Source organism: Nocardia sp. NPDC051750 (assembly GCF_044453135.1).
Classification (GTDB): Bacteria; Actinomycetota; Actinomycetes; order Mycobacteriales; family Mycobacteriaceae; genus Nocardia.
This window is the reverse complement of record NZ_JBITCK010000007.1, coordinates 50,552-67,586: the sequence shown is the minus strand read 5'-3', so window position 1 is coordinate 67,586 and position 17,035 is coordinate 50,552. Positions and strand designations below refer to the sequence as shown.

Genomic DNA, 17,035 nt, shown 5'->3' with positions numbered 1-17,035 from the left:
TCAGAAATCGGAATCTTCCTCCACCGCAGCAATTTCTGCCCGGAGAGGCGCGATATCGGCGAGCGGGTAACCGTGCGCTCGGGGGGCGGAGCCCTCGGCTCCCTCTACACCTCCAGGCCCGGAGGTCGTGGTCCCGGCGTCCGGTTCCATCGCACCGAAGCCGGTGTCCCCTGCGGCCATCCTGAGCCGGGTGCGCACAAGTTCCCGGATTCGTTGCCGCTGTTCGGCTCCTGCCGTAGAACCCGGACTATGCTGCCCGTCACCGGGCTCGATGAACGCGGCCGAATCGGTGACGTGGACGTCCACAGCGGGCGGGGGAACTCCCGCGGCTTCGCCCACAAGAGCTGTGGGTCCTATTCCGGGCACGTAGATCTCGACTCCCGCTATCGAATCCGCCGGGCCCGCGACTTCGCCCGTCCAGGTGTCGCCGCTCAATTCCAATACGGCATCGACCGACCCGGCCGGTGTCCGGATCAGGGCGTGCGGGCTCAGGTAGGCGGGAAGTTCCGCGGTGGCCGACGGGGAGACGACTGCGTGCACCCGGACTGTGGTGCCGCCTGCCGAACGGAACAACTCCCAGGAGACAGCCCGCTCGGAGGCGTCGACCACGCCGGCAGGGCAGTAACGCCAGTCCCAGCCGGCATTACCGCGACCGAGCAACAGCGCCGCACCCCGGTCCGCCGGGGCGCCTCCGGCCGCGAGAGCGTAATCGTCCGCGCGGGCGGCGGACCGCCCGGGTGCTCGCACGTCCGCCTCCCGGATATCGGGCAGTCCATCCGCATCTGCCCCGGATCCGGTGGCCGAATCCGCTCCGTCGACCACGCTTTCGCAGAATTGCGCCAGCTCCGCGATCTCGCGCTCCAGCAACCCGGGATCGAGGGCGGCGATACCGTCGACGGTCGACGCGGGCCACCACCGGGCTGCCCAGTGGGCGTAGCCGAGGCGGCGCAGCGTGGCCGCGAGGTCGGGGCGCTCGGGCCGGGCGGCCAGGTCCACCGGAACGGTGTACTCGTCGACGGCCAGCGCCACGTCGGCGCCGTACAGCGCCCACAACCATTCCTGAGCGGCATCGAGATCATGCAGGGTCGCCGCCGGAACGCGCTGCCCGGCTGTCAGGCTCCAGGTGAGGTAACCACCCACGACCTCCAGAACCGCGGTGTCCAACCCCGGGTCGCGGCCGGCCGTGGACGGGGATCCGGGCGGGGCGATCGTCCACAGATCCGGCTGTATTCGCTGGATACGCACGATATCGGGCATCACACGGCCCTCGATTCGGTCATCTCCGGATCCGGCCCGGCTGCCTGCGCGCTCAGCGCCTTGCGGACCCGCGTGCGATGATCCAGCACCACCGAACGCGCGATACCGTCGAGCAGATCCCACAGTTCGCCGGGCTCGGCAACCGGTTGCTCGCGGACATCGCGCCCGTGCAACCGGACCCACAGCCGCCGCAGATAAGGCCGCCACGGGGTCCGCAATTCGGCCGCGATGGTGGCGAGCGGACCCAGCTCGCCAGGTACCGGATGGATCGCCAGCCGCCGCGCCTGCAACACGTAGGCCTCCCGCTGCCACCGGCTGTTGATCAGGCGTTGAGCAGCCGATTCCGCTGTCCCGGCCGCCGCTTCCCGGCCGCCCGCCGCGGAGATCGGCGCCAGCCCGAGTGCCAGCTCCACCCCGGCGGCGGCCGTCACCCGCAGTGATTCGTCGAGCAGCGCCCACGGCGCGCAGCTGCGGGTGATCTCAGTGGCGACGAGGTCGGGAATGGGCGGGAGATCGGCGCGTTCGGTCGACACCTGCAGGACCGTGAACACCCGTTCGTAGATGCTGCGGTCCAAGGGGAGACCCAGTCCCGCGGTCGAGGCCGAAGACCCCAGCGCCGGCCGGGCCGGAGCACGAAGCTCGGTAAGGCCGAGCAGATTCGCGCCGTACCGCGAGGGATACGCAGCCACCACCCGGTGAGCAGTCGCCGCCCGGCCCGACTCCCGCACGCCCGACTCCCGCACGCCGGCTCGCTGTCCGGGTGCAGCGGCCGGCTCGAAAATATGCGCCGGCAAGCCATTTCCGCGCACTGCGGAGGCGGATCCCGCGGGCGCCCGCCCATCGTCATCGGCACGCCATAACTCGATACCCGTATGGATACCCGCGTGCGCGGCGATCAGCTGTCGCAGCATCAGCCGCCCGGGCCCGGTATCGGCTGCCGACTCCGTCCGGGTCGCGACCGCCGACTCCAGGAGTCGCCGCAGCTCGTCGCGGTGCTCGGCCGGGACCGCGGGCGGAGCCGGCCGCCGGCCCCACGCAATATCGAGTAGCCGGTCCAGCTCCGCCACGCGCGTGGGATCGGTGAGGTGGTCTTTCAGCGCCTGGGTGGTGCGCCCGGCCGCGAACCCGTGGATCTCGCGCAGCATCGACTCCGCGCGTAGACGGTCGCGCTGCGGGTCCGGGTGGCCGTGGGTGACGGCAAGTTCGAAACAGCGCTGGAAATACAGGTCCTGAGCATTGCCCTCGGTGATCCGTAACCTCCGCCGGACCTGTTTGAGGAGCCTGAACCAGGCGTCCGTCGCCCGCAGTGTGTCGGCGTGGGCGTGGATCCGGGCCGCGAGCAGCGTCGCGCCGTCGGCGGTGAGGATCGCACCCGCGCAGCTCGGATATTGGACGGGCCGGATGACGAGCGGGTCGAGGATGAGTTTCACGGTCCGGCGCAGCGGCCCGCCCTCGGGGCCGCTCAGTGCTTCCACTCCGTCGAGACCGCGCCACACCTCATCGAGCACCATGGCCCGCGGTCGTCGCATGTGCCCAGGTTATCGGAGTTCCGGCGGGTCCGGGGAGGCGAAAGTTGGGATCGGTAGGCGAGCGCGGATTCCTACCTTTTCTCTCAACGGCCTCGGACATCGGGCCGCGACACCGAGAGAACAGGACCCACCATGAACACCACACTCTTCCGGATCGGCGCCGCCGTCCTCGCCGCCTCCACCATCGCCCTGACCTCCGCCTGCGGCGACGACACCGCAAGCAGCAGCCCCGCGACCACGTCTTCGGACGCCCCGGCGGCGGAGTCCGCACCCCCGGCCGGCGAGGCGGGCGGGGAATCGAAAGCGCTGGTCGACGGGAAAGCCCTCACCGCGAAGTTCGACACCACCTGCGCGAAACAGGGCAACACCCTGGCGTTGGCGCTCACCGATACCGCCAACGAGCAGTACGGCCAGTTGAGCGTCAGCGCCAGCATCGTCGACGACACCACGGTGCAGGCGGTCGCGATCGCGGGTAGCCAGGGCGGTTCCAACGGAATGCCCTATGCGGTCGGCTACGGCAACGGCCAGCCGGGTGGATCGGCGCAGGTCGCCAAGGACGGCGATACCTACACCGTGACCGGCGAGGGGATCAGCGCTCCCGATATGGCGAACCCGATGGCGGGCCCCGCCTCCGCGAAGTTCGAGATCACCTTCGCCTGCTCCGACATCGTCGGCTGACCGGTCCGGCTGTCGGGCTCCTCGTCGCCCCGGATGTCCGGAGCGACGAGGTGGCCCGGTATCCGGACCCACCAGCACAGGAGAGCCATGAACCGCACCGTACGTACCATCGTCCTCGGCTTCGCCGCCCTCGCCGTGGGCATCTATCTCTGGCACGGCCTCACCTACGAACCCGGCAGCGACTACGAGCCCGGCTATCTCGCCTGGGTCAACGGTTTACTCGCCCTGCCCATTATTGCTTTCGCCGCGCTGGTCAACGTGTTCGTCTTCACCCGCTCGGGGATTCTCAGCGCGCTCACCGGCAACAACACCGCGGAATTCCGCGACGCCCCGCTCGGGCTGGGCACCGTGAAATCGTTCGCGCACACCGGCGTCAGCATCAACGACCAGCCACAGATAAAGATCGAGTTCAGCGTCGAGGGCGCGGACGGGAAGATCTTCGACGCCGCCTCGAAAACGATTGTGCCCTTGACCGAACTGTCGCTGCTGGCGCCCGGCGTGGTCCTGCCGGTGCGCTACCGCCCGGACCGCCCGGGTGTCGTACAACTGGACCTGTCCGGCGACAGCGTGGCCGCGCAGCGGGCGATGAACGAATCCATGATCCGCAAGGGCTTCACCACACCGGAGAAAGTGGATATCGCCGCCCGCGGTATCGCCGCGCAGGCCATCGTGCAATCGCTGACGGTCCCCGGCGAGATCCGCGACGGATACTCGAAAGTCGTGGTGGGGCTGGCGGTCACCCGCCCCGACGGCAGTATCTTCACCTCCTCCTCCGAGAAGTTCCTACCCCCGGCTGCCATCGGGAATGTGCAGGTCGGCCGCATCGTCACCGCCCACTATCTGCCGGAGAACGAGACAGAGGTCGTCCTGTCGATCCCGGTCAACGCGTGAGTCGACGGGGCTCGCCGGCGGCGCGGCTGGATCAGCGCTCTGCGCCTGCGCCGGCCGCTCTCGCCGGCCATCTGTGTTTCCGTATCGGCCGAGCCCCGTTATCGCTGTTCCGCGGCCTCGATCGCGAGAGTTCTGGCGGTGTCGATCGCCTCGACGATCTTCGGCGGCGTGTGGATCGCACCGTTGTCGACCAACTCCTCCATGATCGACTTGACCTGCCGCAAGTACACGGCGCGCTCGGGTGGCGACGCGGCGCCCTCGGCATGCCGCAGCAATTTGGCCGCCTGCTCGAGTTTGCGCCGGTCCGCCGGATCCAGGTATGACGTGCCCTCGCGTTTCGCGGCGCGCTCGGCGGTCGCCCAGGCGACGGCAAGGCGGCGCACCGAGTCCCGGTATGCCGCCGCGAACTTCGTATCCGCCGGCATCGTCTCGGTGCGCAGCGTGTTCGCCTCCTCCAGCGCGTCGTGGAAGCCTGCCGTCGCGGGGTGCGTGATATCGGTGAGCGCGGGATAACGCATGAGTATGAGCGGTTCGGTCTCATAGGGCAGATAGGCGAGCAGCACCTCGTCGTGTTTGAGCGTGGCAGCCGCCCAGAGCTTCTCGGCGGAGGACGGTGCCGCGAGGCCGGTCGGCGGCGCTTCCGGTGCGCGGGACGGCCGGTCCACCGGACCTTCCGGTGACGGTTTCGGCGAGGCCGAGCTCGCCGGTTGCGGCTCGAGCGCGGCGGGTGCGGCGGTCCGCCGGAGCTCACGCACAATCCGGTCATGGACCGGGTTGTTGTGCGGATCGGCCGCGACGCAGAAGGTATCCCCGCTCCGCAGGGTGATCTGGAGGTAGTGGTGCATCCGCCGCCGGAAATCGTGGCCGCCCGGCGCCACCGTCGAGCTACCGGTCCACTGGCCGTTGCTCATCGCGACCTTCGTGACGGCGGCCCGCGGGAATCGGAAGGTACGTTCCGGCCAGTTTCCCAGCATCACCTCGGTGGGACTGATCTGGATCCCGAGTCGTGGCCGGCGGCGCCGGGCCGCCACGAGAACCACGCCCGCGGCGAACACCATCGGGATCACCAGGGCGACTGCGGCGAGGACGCTGTCGCGGCCGATCTCGATCCAGGCCCAGCCGCTCAGCATGATCGTCGTGAGGGACCCGGCGCCGACGGCGACCGGGAATACCGGATCACGGTCGGCAGCGACGTACGCGCCGTACTGGAGATTGTCGAGATCATCGTCGCCGGTGTTCTCGGCCGGAGTTCGCTCCGGATCAGCTCGCTCGCCGGCGGATCGCGATTCCTCGCGTGCGGTCCGAGGATGTACGTCGGGATCTACCACACTCCGATATAACTACACCAACAGCCGCCTGTGCAGCGTGTTAGCCTCCAGCCATGCCAGAGGTCACCCGCCGGTTCTCCTTACGGGCGACCGTTATCGGTGCCGTTACCGGTGCCGTCTCGTTCACCGGTCTCACTATCGCGGCCGACAACTCCTCGGCGTTGCTGTACGCCGCGGGCGCGGGAATCGCCGCGTTCGCCCTGCTGACGGGGTCGCTGCGCTTACGCGGATCCGCCGACGATCTGGCCGTGCACCCGGATCTCGCCGCGGGCGGTCCACGACGGGCCAGTGCCGTGGACTCGCCGCATACCAAGATCGCGGCGATCCATTCGGTGGAGACCGACCTCGTGGACGACACCCGGACCGCGAAATTCGGTCTCACCGTGGTGGACCGGCAGTTCCGGGATGCCTCCTACGCCACGACCACCCGCGCGATCGCTCCGCCCAAGGTCCTCGAGTCGGCTGTCGGCGAGCGCCGGATGGCCACTGTCGAGGAAGTGCACCGGTTGCCCGGCGCGGTCGTGATGCCGTGGAAGGACGCCGAACTCCAGCAGTACGGGAAGGCGCTGGCCGCCGAGATACCCGAGGAGATCCCCCCGGAGCGCGTGTACACCGTTCCGCGTGACGGGGTCGTCGCACCGGCGATGGTCACCGTCTGTTTCTGTACCGCCTTCGCGGTCTTCGGTGCTGCCACCGGGGTGCTGTTGCCCGATACCTCGGGGTTGAGCTCCGCTTTTTCCGACGCGATTCCCGCGGTCACCGATATCGCCACCGGCACATCGGATATCGACTCCGCGATCGGCCGGTTCGGCCTCGACGCGCTGGCCGCGTTGACGGCTATGGCCGAGAAGGATATTCCCGGTAGCACCGCACATGTCCTCGAGCTCACCTTCTACGGTTTCTGGACCGAGCTCGTCGTACTCGACGAGGCGAACACGCAGCGCGTCGTCTATCACGCCAGCCAGGATTCCCACGGCAACTACGACGCCGACCGGGTCGAGGTCACCCGCGGGTCGGCCGACGACGCCTCCGCACGGGTTCGCAACACCTTCCCCCTCTCGGCCGTCGATCCCTCGGTCGTGGTCGCGGCCTACGACACCATCACCGCGACGCTGGGAATCGATCAGACCGGGGACGATCGAGTCGAGATCAGCAAGGAGTCGCCGGAGGCCGAGCCGCGTATCGAAGTACGCCTCGAGGTGAACGAGAACAGCGGCACCTATCTGGCCGAGCTCGACGGGACCATCGCTCCGATCTTCGACGTCCGCGATACCGCGGCCGCCCTCGCGCAGGTCGCCACCGCACTCTCCCGGACCGGTATCGACGCGACCGCACCACGTATCGCACGCCTCTGCCTCACCTGCAATTCCCGGGAAATCGAGCTGGTGGTCCACCCGGCGAACGCACCGGACGACCGGGTCAGCATCTCGCTGGAGCCGGGAGCCTTTCCGATGACGGAGACCGATACGGACACACCAGCGGATCCGGCGGAACTGTTCAGTCTGTCGCAGATCACCGCGAGCCAACTCGACGCCATCACCGCGGCCAACGCCGACCGGATCGGCGCGGAACCGGCCGATACCGCAACGGCGAAGTTCGAGATCACCAAGAAACCACTACCCGACGCCGAGTACAACGCCCCACCGGTCCATCAGGTGCGTATCGAGTTCGGGACGATGAACGACAGCGGTGCGATCTACTTCCCCGACGGAACCTTCGTCACCACCGATTAGGTTACGTGTGGGCGGCGGACAGGCGTCCGTCGAAGGTGATCTCGAATGCGTTCAGGGCGGCTTTCCAACGGTTGGACCTGCGTTGCCGGGCGGTGCCGGTGGGATCCAGGCGGTTCGAAGCCGGCGTCGCGGTCCCGGGGGCACCGCGACCTCCGGCTAGCATGCACTGATGGGTGTCGACCAAAACAAGAGGATTGCCTGCGAGTTGGTGCAGGGCCTCGACTCCTACCACGGCGACGCAGCTTTTGATCTTCTCCATGAGAGCGCTCAGTGGACGGTGATGGCACACGCTGATTCGTTCCCCGTCTCGGGCAGCATGTCCAAGGCGGAGTTCGTCGAGCACATCAACGGTTTTCGGCAGGCGCTACCGAGCGGGATTCGAATTACCATCACCGGGGTGACGGCCGAGGCCGCCAGGGTGGCCGTCGAGGCGGAGTCGACCGCCACATTGCCGAACGGCAGAATTCTCAACCAGTTCTACCACTTCCTCTTCGAGATCGAGGACGGCACAGTTCGCAGGGCCAGGGAGTACATCGATACGGCGCACGGTGTAGCTGTGCACAGTAGTTGAACCTGTTCGTCGAGCGGGCTCGGGCGGCCTCGATGGTGGTTCGCTGATGTTGCCGGAGTTGTCCTGGTGGTGATGGGCGCCCGGACTGCGTATACCCCTGGATCTCAGGAGATAGCACCCATCATGAGCTGTGCGATCTCCGATGCGGTCGAGCGTGCCCCGTCGGCTGTTTCCACCTGGTTGCTGTACACGACACGGAAGACATCAGCTCCCCGCTGTACACCGATATCCGCCTCGACCAGCTGGCCGAAGCCCTCCCTGGTGCGTACGCACATGGCGTCACCGAGCTCCCCGTGGATTACCGCAGTCTCTATTGCCTCACACACGCCATCGAGATAGTCCCGTGCCCGGGTCTGTGCGTCCGCCACCAGCATCGTGCCGTATCGATATACCTCCATTCGGAGCGTGGTCGACTCGCTGCCGAAAGTACAGCTGGCGCGGGCGGATTGTTCATCTTGGTCCGAGCCCGTGTCCAGCTGATCGCCACCCGGGATTTTCTCGGCGAGGTACTCAGCACCGACGGTGTCGCACAGGTTGGTCGGCACGGGACCCGCCGGCCGGGCAGCCTCTGATGTGGTGGTTGCGGGGACGGATGAGGGCGTGCCGGTCGTGAGCTGTCTACTGTTGTCGTCGGGGATTGCGGTACATCCGCTGAGACCGAGGGCCACGAGAACCACGGCTGTGATTGTGAAACCCGATGTGATCCCGCTCCGGGACACTGTTCTCGACCCGTCCGGTTTGTCCAGGCGGGCTCGACCTTTCCAATGACCGTCCACTCGTCCTCCCGAGACGACCGGGACTGTCCTCGCCACAGTGCCCGGATCGCCGACCTGCTTGCGTGACCCTCCTGACGCCACTGTACGTGACGATCACGAGACCACGAGATCGCCTCGAGATACTGTCGAGCCCTATGGATAGGCCGGTTTCAGGCGACCTCCGTTCCGGTGGTGTCGGCACGCCGAGACGATCGAAACCCGTTGACTTTCAGATCATCCGGGAAGGTACTCCCTCCCGGTCATCCACACGGTTTGATCATTACTCGAGCGACAGCTATGGTCCGGTCTCTGCGATCTCACTGGTAGGTGCGGGTTCGGGCTCGGTGGGCGGCTTCCATGCGGCTGGAGTCCACCAGCCGCAGCACCCACCGATCGAACAACGCAAGACGACGCATCATCTCCGCGGTGTCGATCTGGCAGGACTCCCCGTCGTGTTTACGTCTCTTCCCCGCCGTCGGCCCCTTCCTCTGTGGTCCGGCCTCCGCGATCCGAGGGAAATTGCAGTCGGCGGTCGGTTTCACCGGCGAGGGCTGCAGCCAAGAGCCGGGTAAGGGAGGACGTTTCCTGGGTGTCGAGCATCGAGATGTAGGCGGAGCGTTGCGCGACCTGAATGATGGCGGGAAATCCGAAGCGGCGGATGGTCTGATAGGCAATGATTGCCCGGCCGGTACGGCCATTGCCGTCGGAGAACGGGTGGATATGTTCGAACGCGATGTGCGCGCCGGCGATTGCTTCCAAGAGTGGTTGGTTATCGAGGTTCGCAGTCTGCCACTCGGCTTGATCGGCCCATTGCCGCATCAGTTCGGGTACCTGCTCGGGCGGGGCAGGCCGCCAGGACGCACCGGTCACGATATTACTCGAGGTTTTGAATCGACCCGGATCGTGGGTGAGGTGATCCATCAACGCGGCATGCAGGTCGGTGACCAGATCCAGGGACAGCGGTTCGTCGTCGGCCACAGCTTGCACGATGCGAGCCAATCCCTGGTAGTGGTTGGCGACCTCGTAGAGCTCCCGCACCGGTGTGCCCGCCGTGGGTGTGCGTTCGTCGACCAACAGCGTGACGGTGTCGGCCAGCGTCAGCGTATTGCCCTCGATCCCGGCCGAGTGATGCGCCAGACGCACCAGAACATCTTCGGCATACTCAGGCGTGAGCACGCCGGTGCGGGCGATATCGGCCAGGAACTCTTGCCGTCGCCAGGTCACCGGCGGGTCCGGTGAGCGTTGATGATATCCATCAGCTCGGGCAGACCGGCGTCGTCATATTTGCTCACTGCGCGGGCTTCCAGTGTCCCGGATCGGACCGTCACTTCGACCATATCTCCAGGTGAAACACCCAGGGCACGGAGCTCGGCCGGACTGATCGTGATACCCGCCGAACTCCCGATGGTGACGACCTTCTTTCGCATACGAATATAGTACCCTCACGTACGAATATGTGGCTCACGCCGCGGCCTTCGAAAGAACGTGTCGCGACGTGACCGGCCGACCAACGCCAGCCGACTGCACCGAGGTAGGTGATACCTTCGACCTGCATGTTCGCGGTCCATCCCGATGAATGGCCGCCGTACCCACGAGGAGCTGATCGTGACGGCATCACATCCCGACGAGCGCCCCCGGGTCACCGCCGAGGAATTCCTGAATGCCGAACCGGATTCTCTCGGCGATGTCGAGATCGTGGATGGCCTCGTTGTGCGATTGATGGCGCAGAGCGAAGCGCACAGTCGCGTGGTGCGGCGCCTGGCCGCTGCCCTGGAAGACGCTCGCGACCCCGCCGGCCCCTGCCTACGTGTCGGGTCCGATGTCGCCGTCCGCTTCGCCGATACCGACGACCGCCGAGATGACCACCAGCTCAATGTCCGCTACCCGGATATCTTCGTCCGCGACTGTGAACCGTACGACGTGAACACCGTCCGAGACCATATCGCCCTGGTCGTCGAAGTCGCCTCGAAGAGCACCGTCGACGCGGATACCTCCGACAAACACAAACTGTATGCGCGGGCCGGTATTCCGGGATACCTGATCGTCCATTTCGACAAGAGCTGGGAAATCATCGATCGCATCGAGGAATACCGCCTCGACTGGTCCGGACTGCGGTACATGCCCCACAAGGTCCACCGCACCGCCCTGGTCCTCGACAGCCCGGTCACCCTGGCCATCACCTTCGACGCTCTCCATCGACCCTGACCCGGTACCCGGAGATCTCGAGGTCAGGTCGTGGACAACCGCCGGGTCAGTGTGATGAGAAACTGACCGAGTTTGCGAGTGTTCTCCTCGTTCACGGCCAAGGTGCCGTCAGTGGTCCGGATCTCTTCGTCGTGGACGATCATGAGTCTCGCATTCCACGTACCGACTCGTGTGGCAAGTCTCTGGTCGGTGACGTAGGACACTGCGTGCCCGGGATCGATCCATCGTTCCTCGTCGTATTGCAGGATCCATACCGGGTGGTCGAACTCTGTCGACTTCTCGAAACCCTCTCCCCCCTCGGTCGGATCGGGATCGTCAGGGGCGTCCCGGGACTCCCAGCGGGCAATCTGATCAACCCCTTGAGCTATCGAGCAATTCCCACCCAGTTCGACGATTGACTCCGGCCGGAACGGCGAGATCCACTTCAAGTCCACGACGTGGAGCTCGTCTCTGAAGAAGGCGACCACCTCGTCGCATAGCTGTGACAGTGTGATCCCAGGTAGCGCACTGTCTGACGTGGGTGTTGATGGTGTGGAAGGGGGAGGGGAACACGCCGAAATCAGCGCGAAAGCGCCGGTCGCGACGACTGCCGTGAGTTTAGATCTCATTGCTGTGCGACTCCCCCGGCAAGTCCGATCCCCCAGGGTCGTCGCCAGCGGCCGTGGACGTCCCGTCGCCGATCGATTCCTTGATTCCGCCTGATACACCGATGCCTGGACACCGGCCGGCCATTTGTTGTCCGGCAACCCCGTTCGGCAACCCGCATTTTGCTTGATCCTGTTCTTGACGCCGTCACCATTTCCCCGGCTCAGATAGTGGCTCGATCCGGCAGCCGGGGCCGAAGGCGTGCCGCGTACTCCTCCGACACCTCGCAGATGGATGTGCTGTGCTCGCCGGGCTGCACCCACGTAGCCCGGAACTCGAACATCCCGGCGTCGGCGTCCACCGATGTGTAGCAGCTGTCCGGTTCGGAGCGGTCCTGAGCGGTATGTGCAGCGCGGCCCGCAATTGTTGTGTCGGACTTGTTCACCGTGGTCGATCGTTTACGTGCATGATCCAGGGTGTAATAGGTGGCGTAGATGCTGATGATCACCTGGTGGTCTGCGGAGTGCCATTTGCATACCTGCCACATCGAGGGCTCTTCCGCCTTCTCTTCGGGATCGAGCGATTTGGAGGCCGGGTCCAGGCCCGCTTCGAAAGCAAGACCGTTCCCTACGTCACGACACGGATGGTAGAGGTTGGAGGAGGAATATCTGACCGACGTCGTCGCCGAACCAGGGTTACTCACGGCCTCGTCTTCGAGCCCGCTGCAGCCAACCCCTGTGAGTACTGACGCCGCGATGGCTACCACCGCGCGTATCGAATAGGCAGTGCGCATGGAATTCCCCCTGTCACATCGAACCGAGTTGGCTTCCCGGTGTCAGGCCAGAGCCTACGCGAACGTTACCCCCGGATGAAGCTCGGACAGCACTGCGGAGGGCTCGAACAGCTTGCCTACCACATGTTTTGACAAACACTTCATCGACAGTGAGGCTGAAATAGCTTACATTGCTCGGCGCAGCTCATAGCTATAGGGGGAGTCTCGGTTGCAGATCAGCGCATTCACTACCACTACCGATACAGCGATATTTCGTTAGGTACAGCTATGCCGGCACAGGAATACAACGGTTTCTTCAACCACTACGATGATCCGGACGAGTTCTGGGACGAGGGACCCATGGTTCCGTTAACACCGGCCGCCCGACCTCCCGTCGCACCACCGGAACCGCCTGCGGCTACGCCGACACACAGAAACCGGGCGGATACTCCGGAGCCACCGAAGTCCGGGTCTCCGTTCGTATCGATGGAGGTTGATCGCGGTTTTCTCCCGACACGTATCACCATCGGCGCCGGTTGGGTCCACCAGGTGGCGCCGCACGAGGTCGGCGACGAGTTGATGCGGGCCTACCACAAGGCGGCAGCGGACCGTCTGGAACACGTCTATTTATCGGGGCGATGGCCGACGCCGCAGGAAGTTTTCGAATCGGCGGTCCCGGACAGGCGCACCATCATGATGATGCTTCTCGAAACGGCGAGTTGAGACGAGTACAGCAGCATCCAGCGGTCGATCGTAAGAGACGCCGTGCTGGACGTGTTCGGGAGTGCTGCAGTAAACGGTGAGCGCCCAGTCGCGGTGACTGCCGACAGGCACTACGTGCAGTCGATTCGCATCGGGTCGTGGTGGGCGGCGTCAGCGGATCCGCACATGATAGTCGACGAAGTCCTCTGGTGTGCGGAACAAATTAGAGCCGCTCGGACCAAATTCGTACCCAGGCGCGACTATTCACGTTACAGCGACGAGGACCTCGAATATCACCTGAAGCGTCATCGCGAACAATTGATCGAAGAAGGAACGCACCGCCGTGTCTGACGAACTGTACATCGCGCTCAACACCATGCTGCACGCAGCCAAAAAATGCGACGAAGCAGCCGGCAACCTGGACAAGGCGGCCGGCAGGACTTCCGGCGTCGAGATCAGCAAAGAAAATGCGGGAACGTTCGCGCTGACCATCGAAAAGTACGCCACAGTTCCCGAGTACGTGCGGAATCGAGTCAATGAGGGCGCCACCGTAATGCGCGATATCGCAGTGGTACTGCGGCAGGTCCGCGATACCTACGAAGCCGAGGATGCGGCCCTCGGACAAGCCCTCGGCAACCAAGGGGCGGACCTGTGACCACACCCGCCGCCGAGACCGGTAGCGTGGTGGAGCTGAGGCGCGCTATCGACACGATTCGTTCGAATGAGAGCGCGATGGCGAACCTGCCGCAAGAGGTCCACAATTGGTGCGGCAATCTCGTCGCGATCGTACGAACCGGCGGGATAATGTCGGCGATCAGCACTCTCGGGATCATGACAGCGGTCGACGAGAAGGTCGTCATTCCCAAGATCTGGGGATATCGGGACGATATCAACAACGCCCTGGGAGAGACATGGAACAAACTCGATGAAATGGATCCAGGCCTCGAGGTGCCGGTGACGTTTCTGAAGTTTGCGGATGAGTGGCGGAACATCAAGGGGGATATCGACAACGCGGGAACCTCGTTCTCCGAGACAGATCTACGAGGAAACTGGACCGGTGATGCGGCCGATCGGTTCTGGGCTATGCGCGACCGCCAGAAAACGGCATTCACTTCGATGTCCGAAATGTGCGAAACGGTGGCCACCAATCTCGAAGATGTCGCCAACGCCGAGTTGAAGCTGTATGCCGACCTGGCCACCCACACCCAAGACCTCGTCGAGAAGGTGACTGCGCTGGTCGGCAGTTTCGTCGGATCCTTCTTCAATCTACCCTGGGGTCCGGTGTCGTCTCTGGGCGATGCCGCTGGCGCAGTGCTGGCAGCAAAGGGATTCATCCTGAATATCTCCACCGCCGTCGCGGACAGCGCTTTCGCGAATACCAAGGCCGCAAACACAATTGCCCAAGCCGCGTCGGTCCAGGCAGGAATCCCGAGTAACAGGTGGCCTCCGGGGGCGGTTGCCTATCCCGGTAGCAGTCCCAATGACAAGGAACGTATCACCGAGGCAATCGGCGATGCCTCCTCGCAGGACGGCGACAAGTCCGACTGGTCGGTGGGCGCATGAAACTCACTGTGAAAGCGTCCCGGGTAGCGACTGCGGTCACCATCTTCTCCGCACTCGCGGCAGGCTGCGCACCACCCACCACGCAGCCGGAGCCCGCGCCGAACCCGTCGGCCGGACTCACTACCCGAGCCCTTTGTGAGTCATTGGAGAGTCTGTTCACCGAGAATTTCCAGGCCATCGACGTGAAGACGTGGTCCATAACGGACGGCCCACTTTTCGAGGAACCCATTGCAATCAGCGGGTTGTGCGAAGCGTCCAGTAGCGCCGACAATGCCTTTTACGGCAAGGTCAGTATCCGGAACGCGCCCGACGACCCGAACCCGATCGGCCCCATGGCGGCAAACTATATCGAAACCCTCGTTGATGGTGAAACAGTCATGGTCTTCGACAAACGCAAAGATCCGAAATGGGAGGTGTCGTCAGTAGAGATCGCGGCGACCATCGACGGGTGGTTCGGAGAGTTACGGGTCGATCCGGAGACAACGCGCACCGCGGGTGGCTCACTGAATTTTACCGAGGCGGAGCAGGAGACCGCCGCACAATATCTTGTCGCCACCCTCAGGAGTGCGGCCAAATCCACGAACTAACGAGAGACGACCTTCTTTACATACGAATATATTACTCTCACGTACGAATATGCAGTTCACGACGCGGCCATCGAAAGATCGTGTGCACGAAGGACCGAGTTTCCACTCCTCCTGCGTGTACCGTCCCTGCTACCTGGGACCCGGTGCCGAATGTCCGCCCTCTGCTCGATCCACGCACCGTCAACCGCCCGGGAAATCGGGATGCACCCGAAGCATCAGGTTCTCCTGGTCGGCGATGGTGTCGAAACGAACGTAGTCACAGGATTCCTGGTAGGCGGCATAGGCCGCCAGTAGGCCGAACGGCAGCCAGCCCGGGAAGAACGCGACAACGAACCCGACCGGGATGTGCGAAACGCCGAGTTGGTTCGCGATGAAGAAGGCAACGATCATCGCAATTCCGGCGAACCCGAACAGATAGGCGACCCACCGCAGGACAGCGGATCGGGTGACGCACCGACCGCAAACCGGCCAGGTGCCGTGCAGCGTGGCGACTATTGCGGGAGGGGCTTTACCCCAGACAAGGCTGCCCGGGATTTTGCGGAGCAGCGTCCGGAAGAACAAACCGGTTGTCGCCTGCTCGATCCCGCGGGATGTTCGCCAGAACTGCACCACCGCTGATTTCCGCGAGACAGCAGGCCGCGCATGCTGTGGGCACACTTCCGGTAGCGGACCGGCCAGTTCCAGCGAGAAGGTTTCATCCCCCGTGGAATTCGTCAACATGTACATGTCCAGTGCAGTCTCCACGGAATTCCGCATCTGCACCGGAACAGCGTACAGACTCTGAGTCCCCGGATAGTTCGCCATCAGACCGGCCGACCGTGCTCGTTGCACTCGAGCATCAGCGGTACCGTACTGATCGGCGGCCTGCCTGCCGGACGCCTCGATTCGCCTTCCGTCGATACGACCCCCATTCCACGAATCCCCTTGACCGACCAAGGCTCTCGGCCAGGCACCGCGTTGTCAAGCCAACCGTCCCGATCCTGCGTTATCGCCACCTGCGCTCAGGAATTCCCGTACCTCACTGAGAGGTGCGGGTCCTGACTCGGTGGGCGGCTTCCATGCGGCTGCGGAGTTGGCGCAGGATTTCGCCCGGAGGGCCAGCGGTGAGGGTGAAATCGTCGGTGTTGTGATTGTGCAGTAGGTAGCGGCCGTCGTTCGGGTAGTCGAGCCAAAGGAAGGCGTAGCCGTCGGCGGTGGGGCGGGTGTCGACGGTGTAGCCCGGGTAGACCGTGATCTCGCCGGTGCCCGCGCGGCGGCGGCGGAAGAAGCGCTGCATATCTTCCAGCGGGGACAATTGCGTCGGGTGTCGGGAATAGACGGGCGCGTTCAGGTCGGCGCGGCGGCCGCGGATGGGGTGGTGGCTGCCGGCGGGGAGGGGCGGGAGACCGGACACCAGCCGGGGGGCCAGTTGGTCGGCGCGGAATTGGGCGAGGACGATATCGCCGCCGGATTCCTTTGTGGGTCCGGGTAACTGCGCGGCCAGGACGCCGACTCGCCCGACAACCCCAGCGTGCATCCGCACCGTCCGGTTCTGTTGGGGGCCGTGGACCCCGTAGATCTCGATCCGGATCTCCGGTTCCAGCAGGATCGTGAGCGCCTTGTACAGCGGTTCGTCGAACACTTTCTGTAACCGCTGGGCGCACTGCTGCCGGTAGCGCTGGAAATCGTCGTCGTGCGCCATCGGGGGCGGCAGGAATTCCAGCGGATACGGTAACCGGTCGCGGCCCATCGCCTCGAGGGCCAGCGTGAAATCGTAACCGTCCAACTGTCGGCGAAATCCGTTCATGCAACGACCATGGGGTAGGCGCCCATTCTGTGCCCATCGCGCATGAGCGAGACCGGCGGCCGGTCGACATGCTGACAGCGGAGACCGGAGCGC

General features: G+C 64.8%; 19 protein-coding genes. 9 read left to right on the top strand and 10 right to left on the bottom strand.

From position 1 onward, the window contains the following. Both ACIA75_RS28165 and ACIA75_RS28160 read right to left on the bottom strand, forming a co-directional pair. The gene (locus ACIA75_RS28165) at positions 1-1,257 is read right to left on the bottom strand and encodes a hypothetical protein (protein ID WP_397109260.1); all 1,257 of its coding nucleotides are present in this window, start codon (positions 1,255-1,257) and stop codon (positions 1-3) included. Next, positions 1,257-2,768, bottom strand: coding sequence for a hypothetical protein (locus ACIA75_RS28160; RefSeq protein WP_397110293.1), 1,512 nt, complete (start codon positions 2,766-2,768; stop codon positions 1,257-1,259). The genes ACIA75_RS28165 and ACIA75_RS28160 overlap by 1 nt, the downstream gene beginning before the upstream one ends. A 150-nt stretch (positions 2,769-2,918) precedes the next feature. Between ACIA75_RS28160 and ACIA75_RS28155 the strand changes: the two genes are divergently transcribed. After that, positions 2,919-3,464, top strand: a complete 546-nt coding sequence (locus ACIA75_RS28155) for a lipoprotein LpqH (RefSeq protein WP_397109258.1) — start codon at positions 2,919-2,921, stop codon at positions 3,462-3,464. 87 nt (positions 3,465-3,551) lie between these two features. Beyond that, positions 3,552-4,355 (top strand): hypothetical protein, encoded by an 804-nt coding sequence (locus ACIA75_RS28150; RefSeq protein WP_397109256.1) that lies wholly within the window; start codon positions 3,552-3,554, stop codon positions 4,353-4,355. 98 nt (positions 4,356-4,453) lie between these two features. Here ACIA75_RS28150 and ACIA75_RS28145 read toward each other — a convergent pair whose 3' ends face one another. Continuing rightward, positions 4,454-5,683, bottom strand: coding sequence for a hypothetical protein (locus tag ACIA75_RS28145; RefSeq protein ID WP_397109254.1), 1,230 nt, complete (start codon positions 5,681-5,683; stop codon positions 4,454-4,456). Positions 5,684-5,736: 53 nt separating this feature from the next. Between ACIA75_RS28145 and ACIA75_RS28140 the strand changes: the two genes are divergently transcribed. Both ACIA75_RS28140 and ACIA75_RS28135 read left to right on the top strand, forming a co-directional pair. Beyond that, on the top strand, positions 5,737-7,416 hold the full coding sequence (locus tag ACIA75_RS28140; RefSeq protein ID WP_397109252.1) for a hypothetical protein: 1,680 nt from the start codon (positions 5,737-5,739) through the stop codon (positions 7,414-7,416). 169 nt (positions 7,417-7,585) lie between these two features. After that, on the top strand, positions 7,586-7,987 hold the full coding sequence (locus tag ACIA75_RS28135; protein WP_397109250.1) for a nuclear transport factor 2 family protein: 402 nt from the start codon (positions 7,586-7,588) through the stop codon (positions 7,985-7,987). 104 nt (positions 7,988-8,091) lie between these two features. On the opposite strand, the gene ACIA75_RS28130 is transcribed toward ACIA75_RS28135, so the two are convergent. The 3 genes from ACIA75_RS28130 to ACIA75_RS28120 form a co-directional block, all read right to left on the bottom strand. Beyond that, the gene (locus tag ACIA75_RS28130; protein WP_397109248.1) at positions 8,092-8,385 is read right to left on the bottom strand and encodes a hypothetical protein; all 294 of its coding nucleotides are present in this window, start codon (positions 8,383-8,385) and stop codon (positions 8,092-8,094) included. Between the two features lie 813 nt (positions 8,386-9,198). After that, positions 9,199-9,966: a Fic family protein gene (locus ACIA75_RS28125; RefSeq protein WP_397109246.1), complete on the bottom strand. Its 768-nt coding sequence runs from the start codon at positions 9,964-9,966 to the stop codon at positions 9,199-9,201. Beyond that, positions 9,963-10,169, bottom strand: a complete 207-nt coding sequence (locus tag ACIA75_RS28120) for a hypothetical protein (RefSeq protein WP_397109244.1) — start codon at positions 10,167-10,169, stop codon at positions 9,963-9,965. The genes ACIA75_RS28125 and ACIA75_RS28120 overlap by 4 nt, the downstream gene beginning before the upstream one ends. Before the next feature lie 178 nt (positions 10,170-10,347). Between ACIA75_RS28120 and ACIA75_RS28115 the strand changes: the two genes are divergently transcribed. Then, positions 10,348-10,947 (top strand): Uma2 family endonuclease, encoded by a 600-nt coding sequence (locus tag ACIA75_RS28115; RefSeq protein WP_397109242.1) that lies wholly within the window; start codon positions 10,348-10,350, stop codon positions 10,945-10,947. Positions 10,948-10,970: 23 nt separating this feature from the next. On the opposite strand, the gene ACIA75_RS28110 is transcribed toward ACIA75_RS28115, so the two are convergent. Both ACIA75_RS28110 and ACIA75_RS28105 read right to left on the bottom strand, forming a co-directional pair. Next, on the bottom strand, positions 10,971-11,414 hold the full coding sequence (locus ACIA75_RS28110) for a hypothetical protein (RefSeq protein WP_397109240.1): 444 nt from the start codon (positions 11,412-11,414) through the stop codon (positions 10,971-10,973). A gap of 341 nt (positions 11,415-11,755) precedes the next feature. Further along, positions 11,756-12,325 (bottom strand): DUF3558 domain-containing protein, encoded by a 570-nt coding sequence (locus ACIA75_RS28105; protein WP_397109238.1) that lies wholly within the window; start codon positions 12,323-12,325, stop codon positions 11,756-11,758. Positions 12,326-12,592: 267 nt separating this feature from the next. On the opposite strand from ACIA75_RS28105, the gene ACIA75_RS28100 reads away from it, so the two are divergent. From ACIA75_RS28100 to ACIA75_RS28085, 4 genes are all read left to right on the top strand, one after another. Then, positions 12,593-13,027: a hypothetical protein gene (locus ACIA75_RS28100; RefSeq protein WP_397109236.1), complete on the top strand. Its 435-nt coding sequence runs from the start codon at positions 12,593-12,595 to the stop codon at positions 13,025-13,027. A gap of 322 nt (positions 13,028-13,349) precedes the next feature. Continuing rightward, complete coding sequence (locus ACIA75_RS28095; protein WP_397109234.1) at positions 13,350-13,661, top strand: type VII secretion target; 312 nt, start codon at positions 13,350-13,352, stop codon at positions 13,659-13,661. Next, a complete protein-coding gene (locus ACIA75_RS28090) occupies positions 13,658-14,569 on the top strand; it encodes a WXG100 family type VII secretion target (RefSeq protein ID WP_397109232.1) in 912 nt (303 codons plus the stop codon). The genes ACIA75_RS28095 and ACIA75_RS28090 overlap by 4 nt, the downstream gene beginning before the upstream one ends. Beyond that, entirely contained in the window at positions 14,566-15,156 is a 591-nt protein-coding gene (locus ACIA75_RS28085; protein WP_397109230.1) for a hypothetical protein, read from the top strand. Before ACIA75_RS28090 ends, ACIA75_RS28085 begins: the two co-directional genes overlap by 4 nt. Before the next feature lie 180 nt (positions 15,157-15,336). Here the strand turns inward: ACIA75_RS28085 and ACIA75_RS28080 are convergent, their stop codons facing one another. After that, a complete protein-coding gene (locus tag ACIA75_RS28080) occupies positions 15,337-15,918 on the bottom strand; it encodes a hypothetical protein (RefSeq protein ID WP_397109228.1) in 582 nt (193 codons plus the stop codon). Between the two features lie 256 nt (positions 15,919-16,174). Then, entirely contained in the window at positions 16,175-16,942 is a 768-nt protein-coding gene (locus ACIA75_RS28075) for an ESX secretion-associated protein EspG (RefSeq protein ID WP_397109226.1), read from the bottom strand. Between the last annotated feature and the right edge of the window lie 93 nt (positions 16,943-17,035).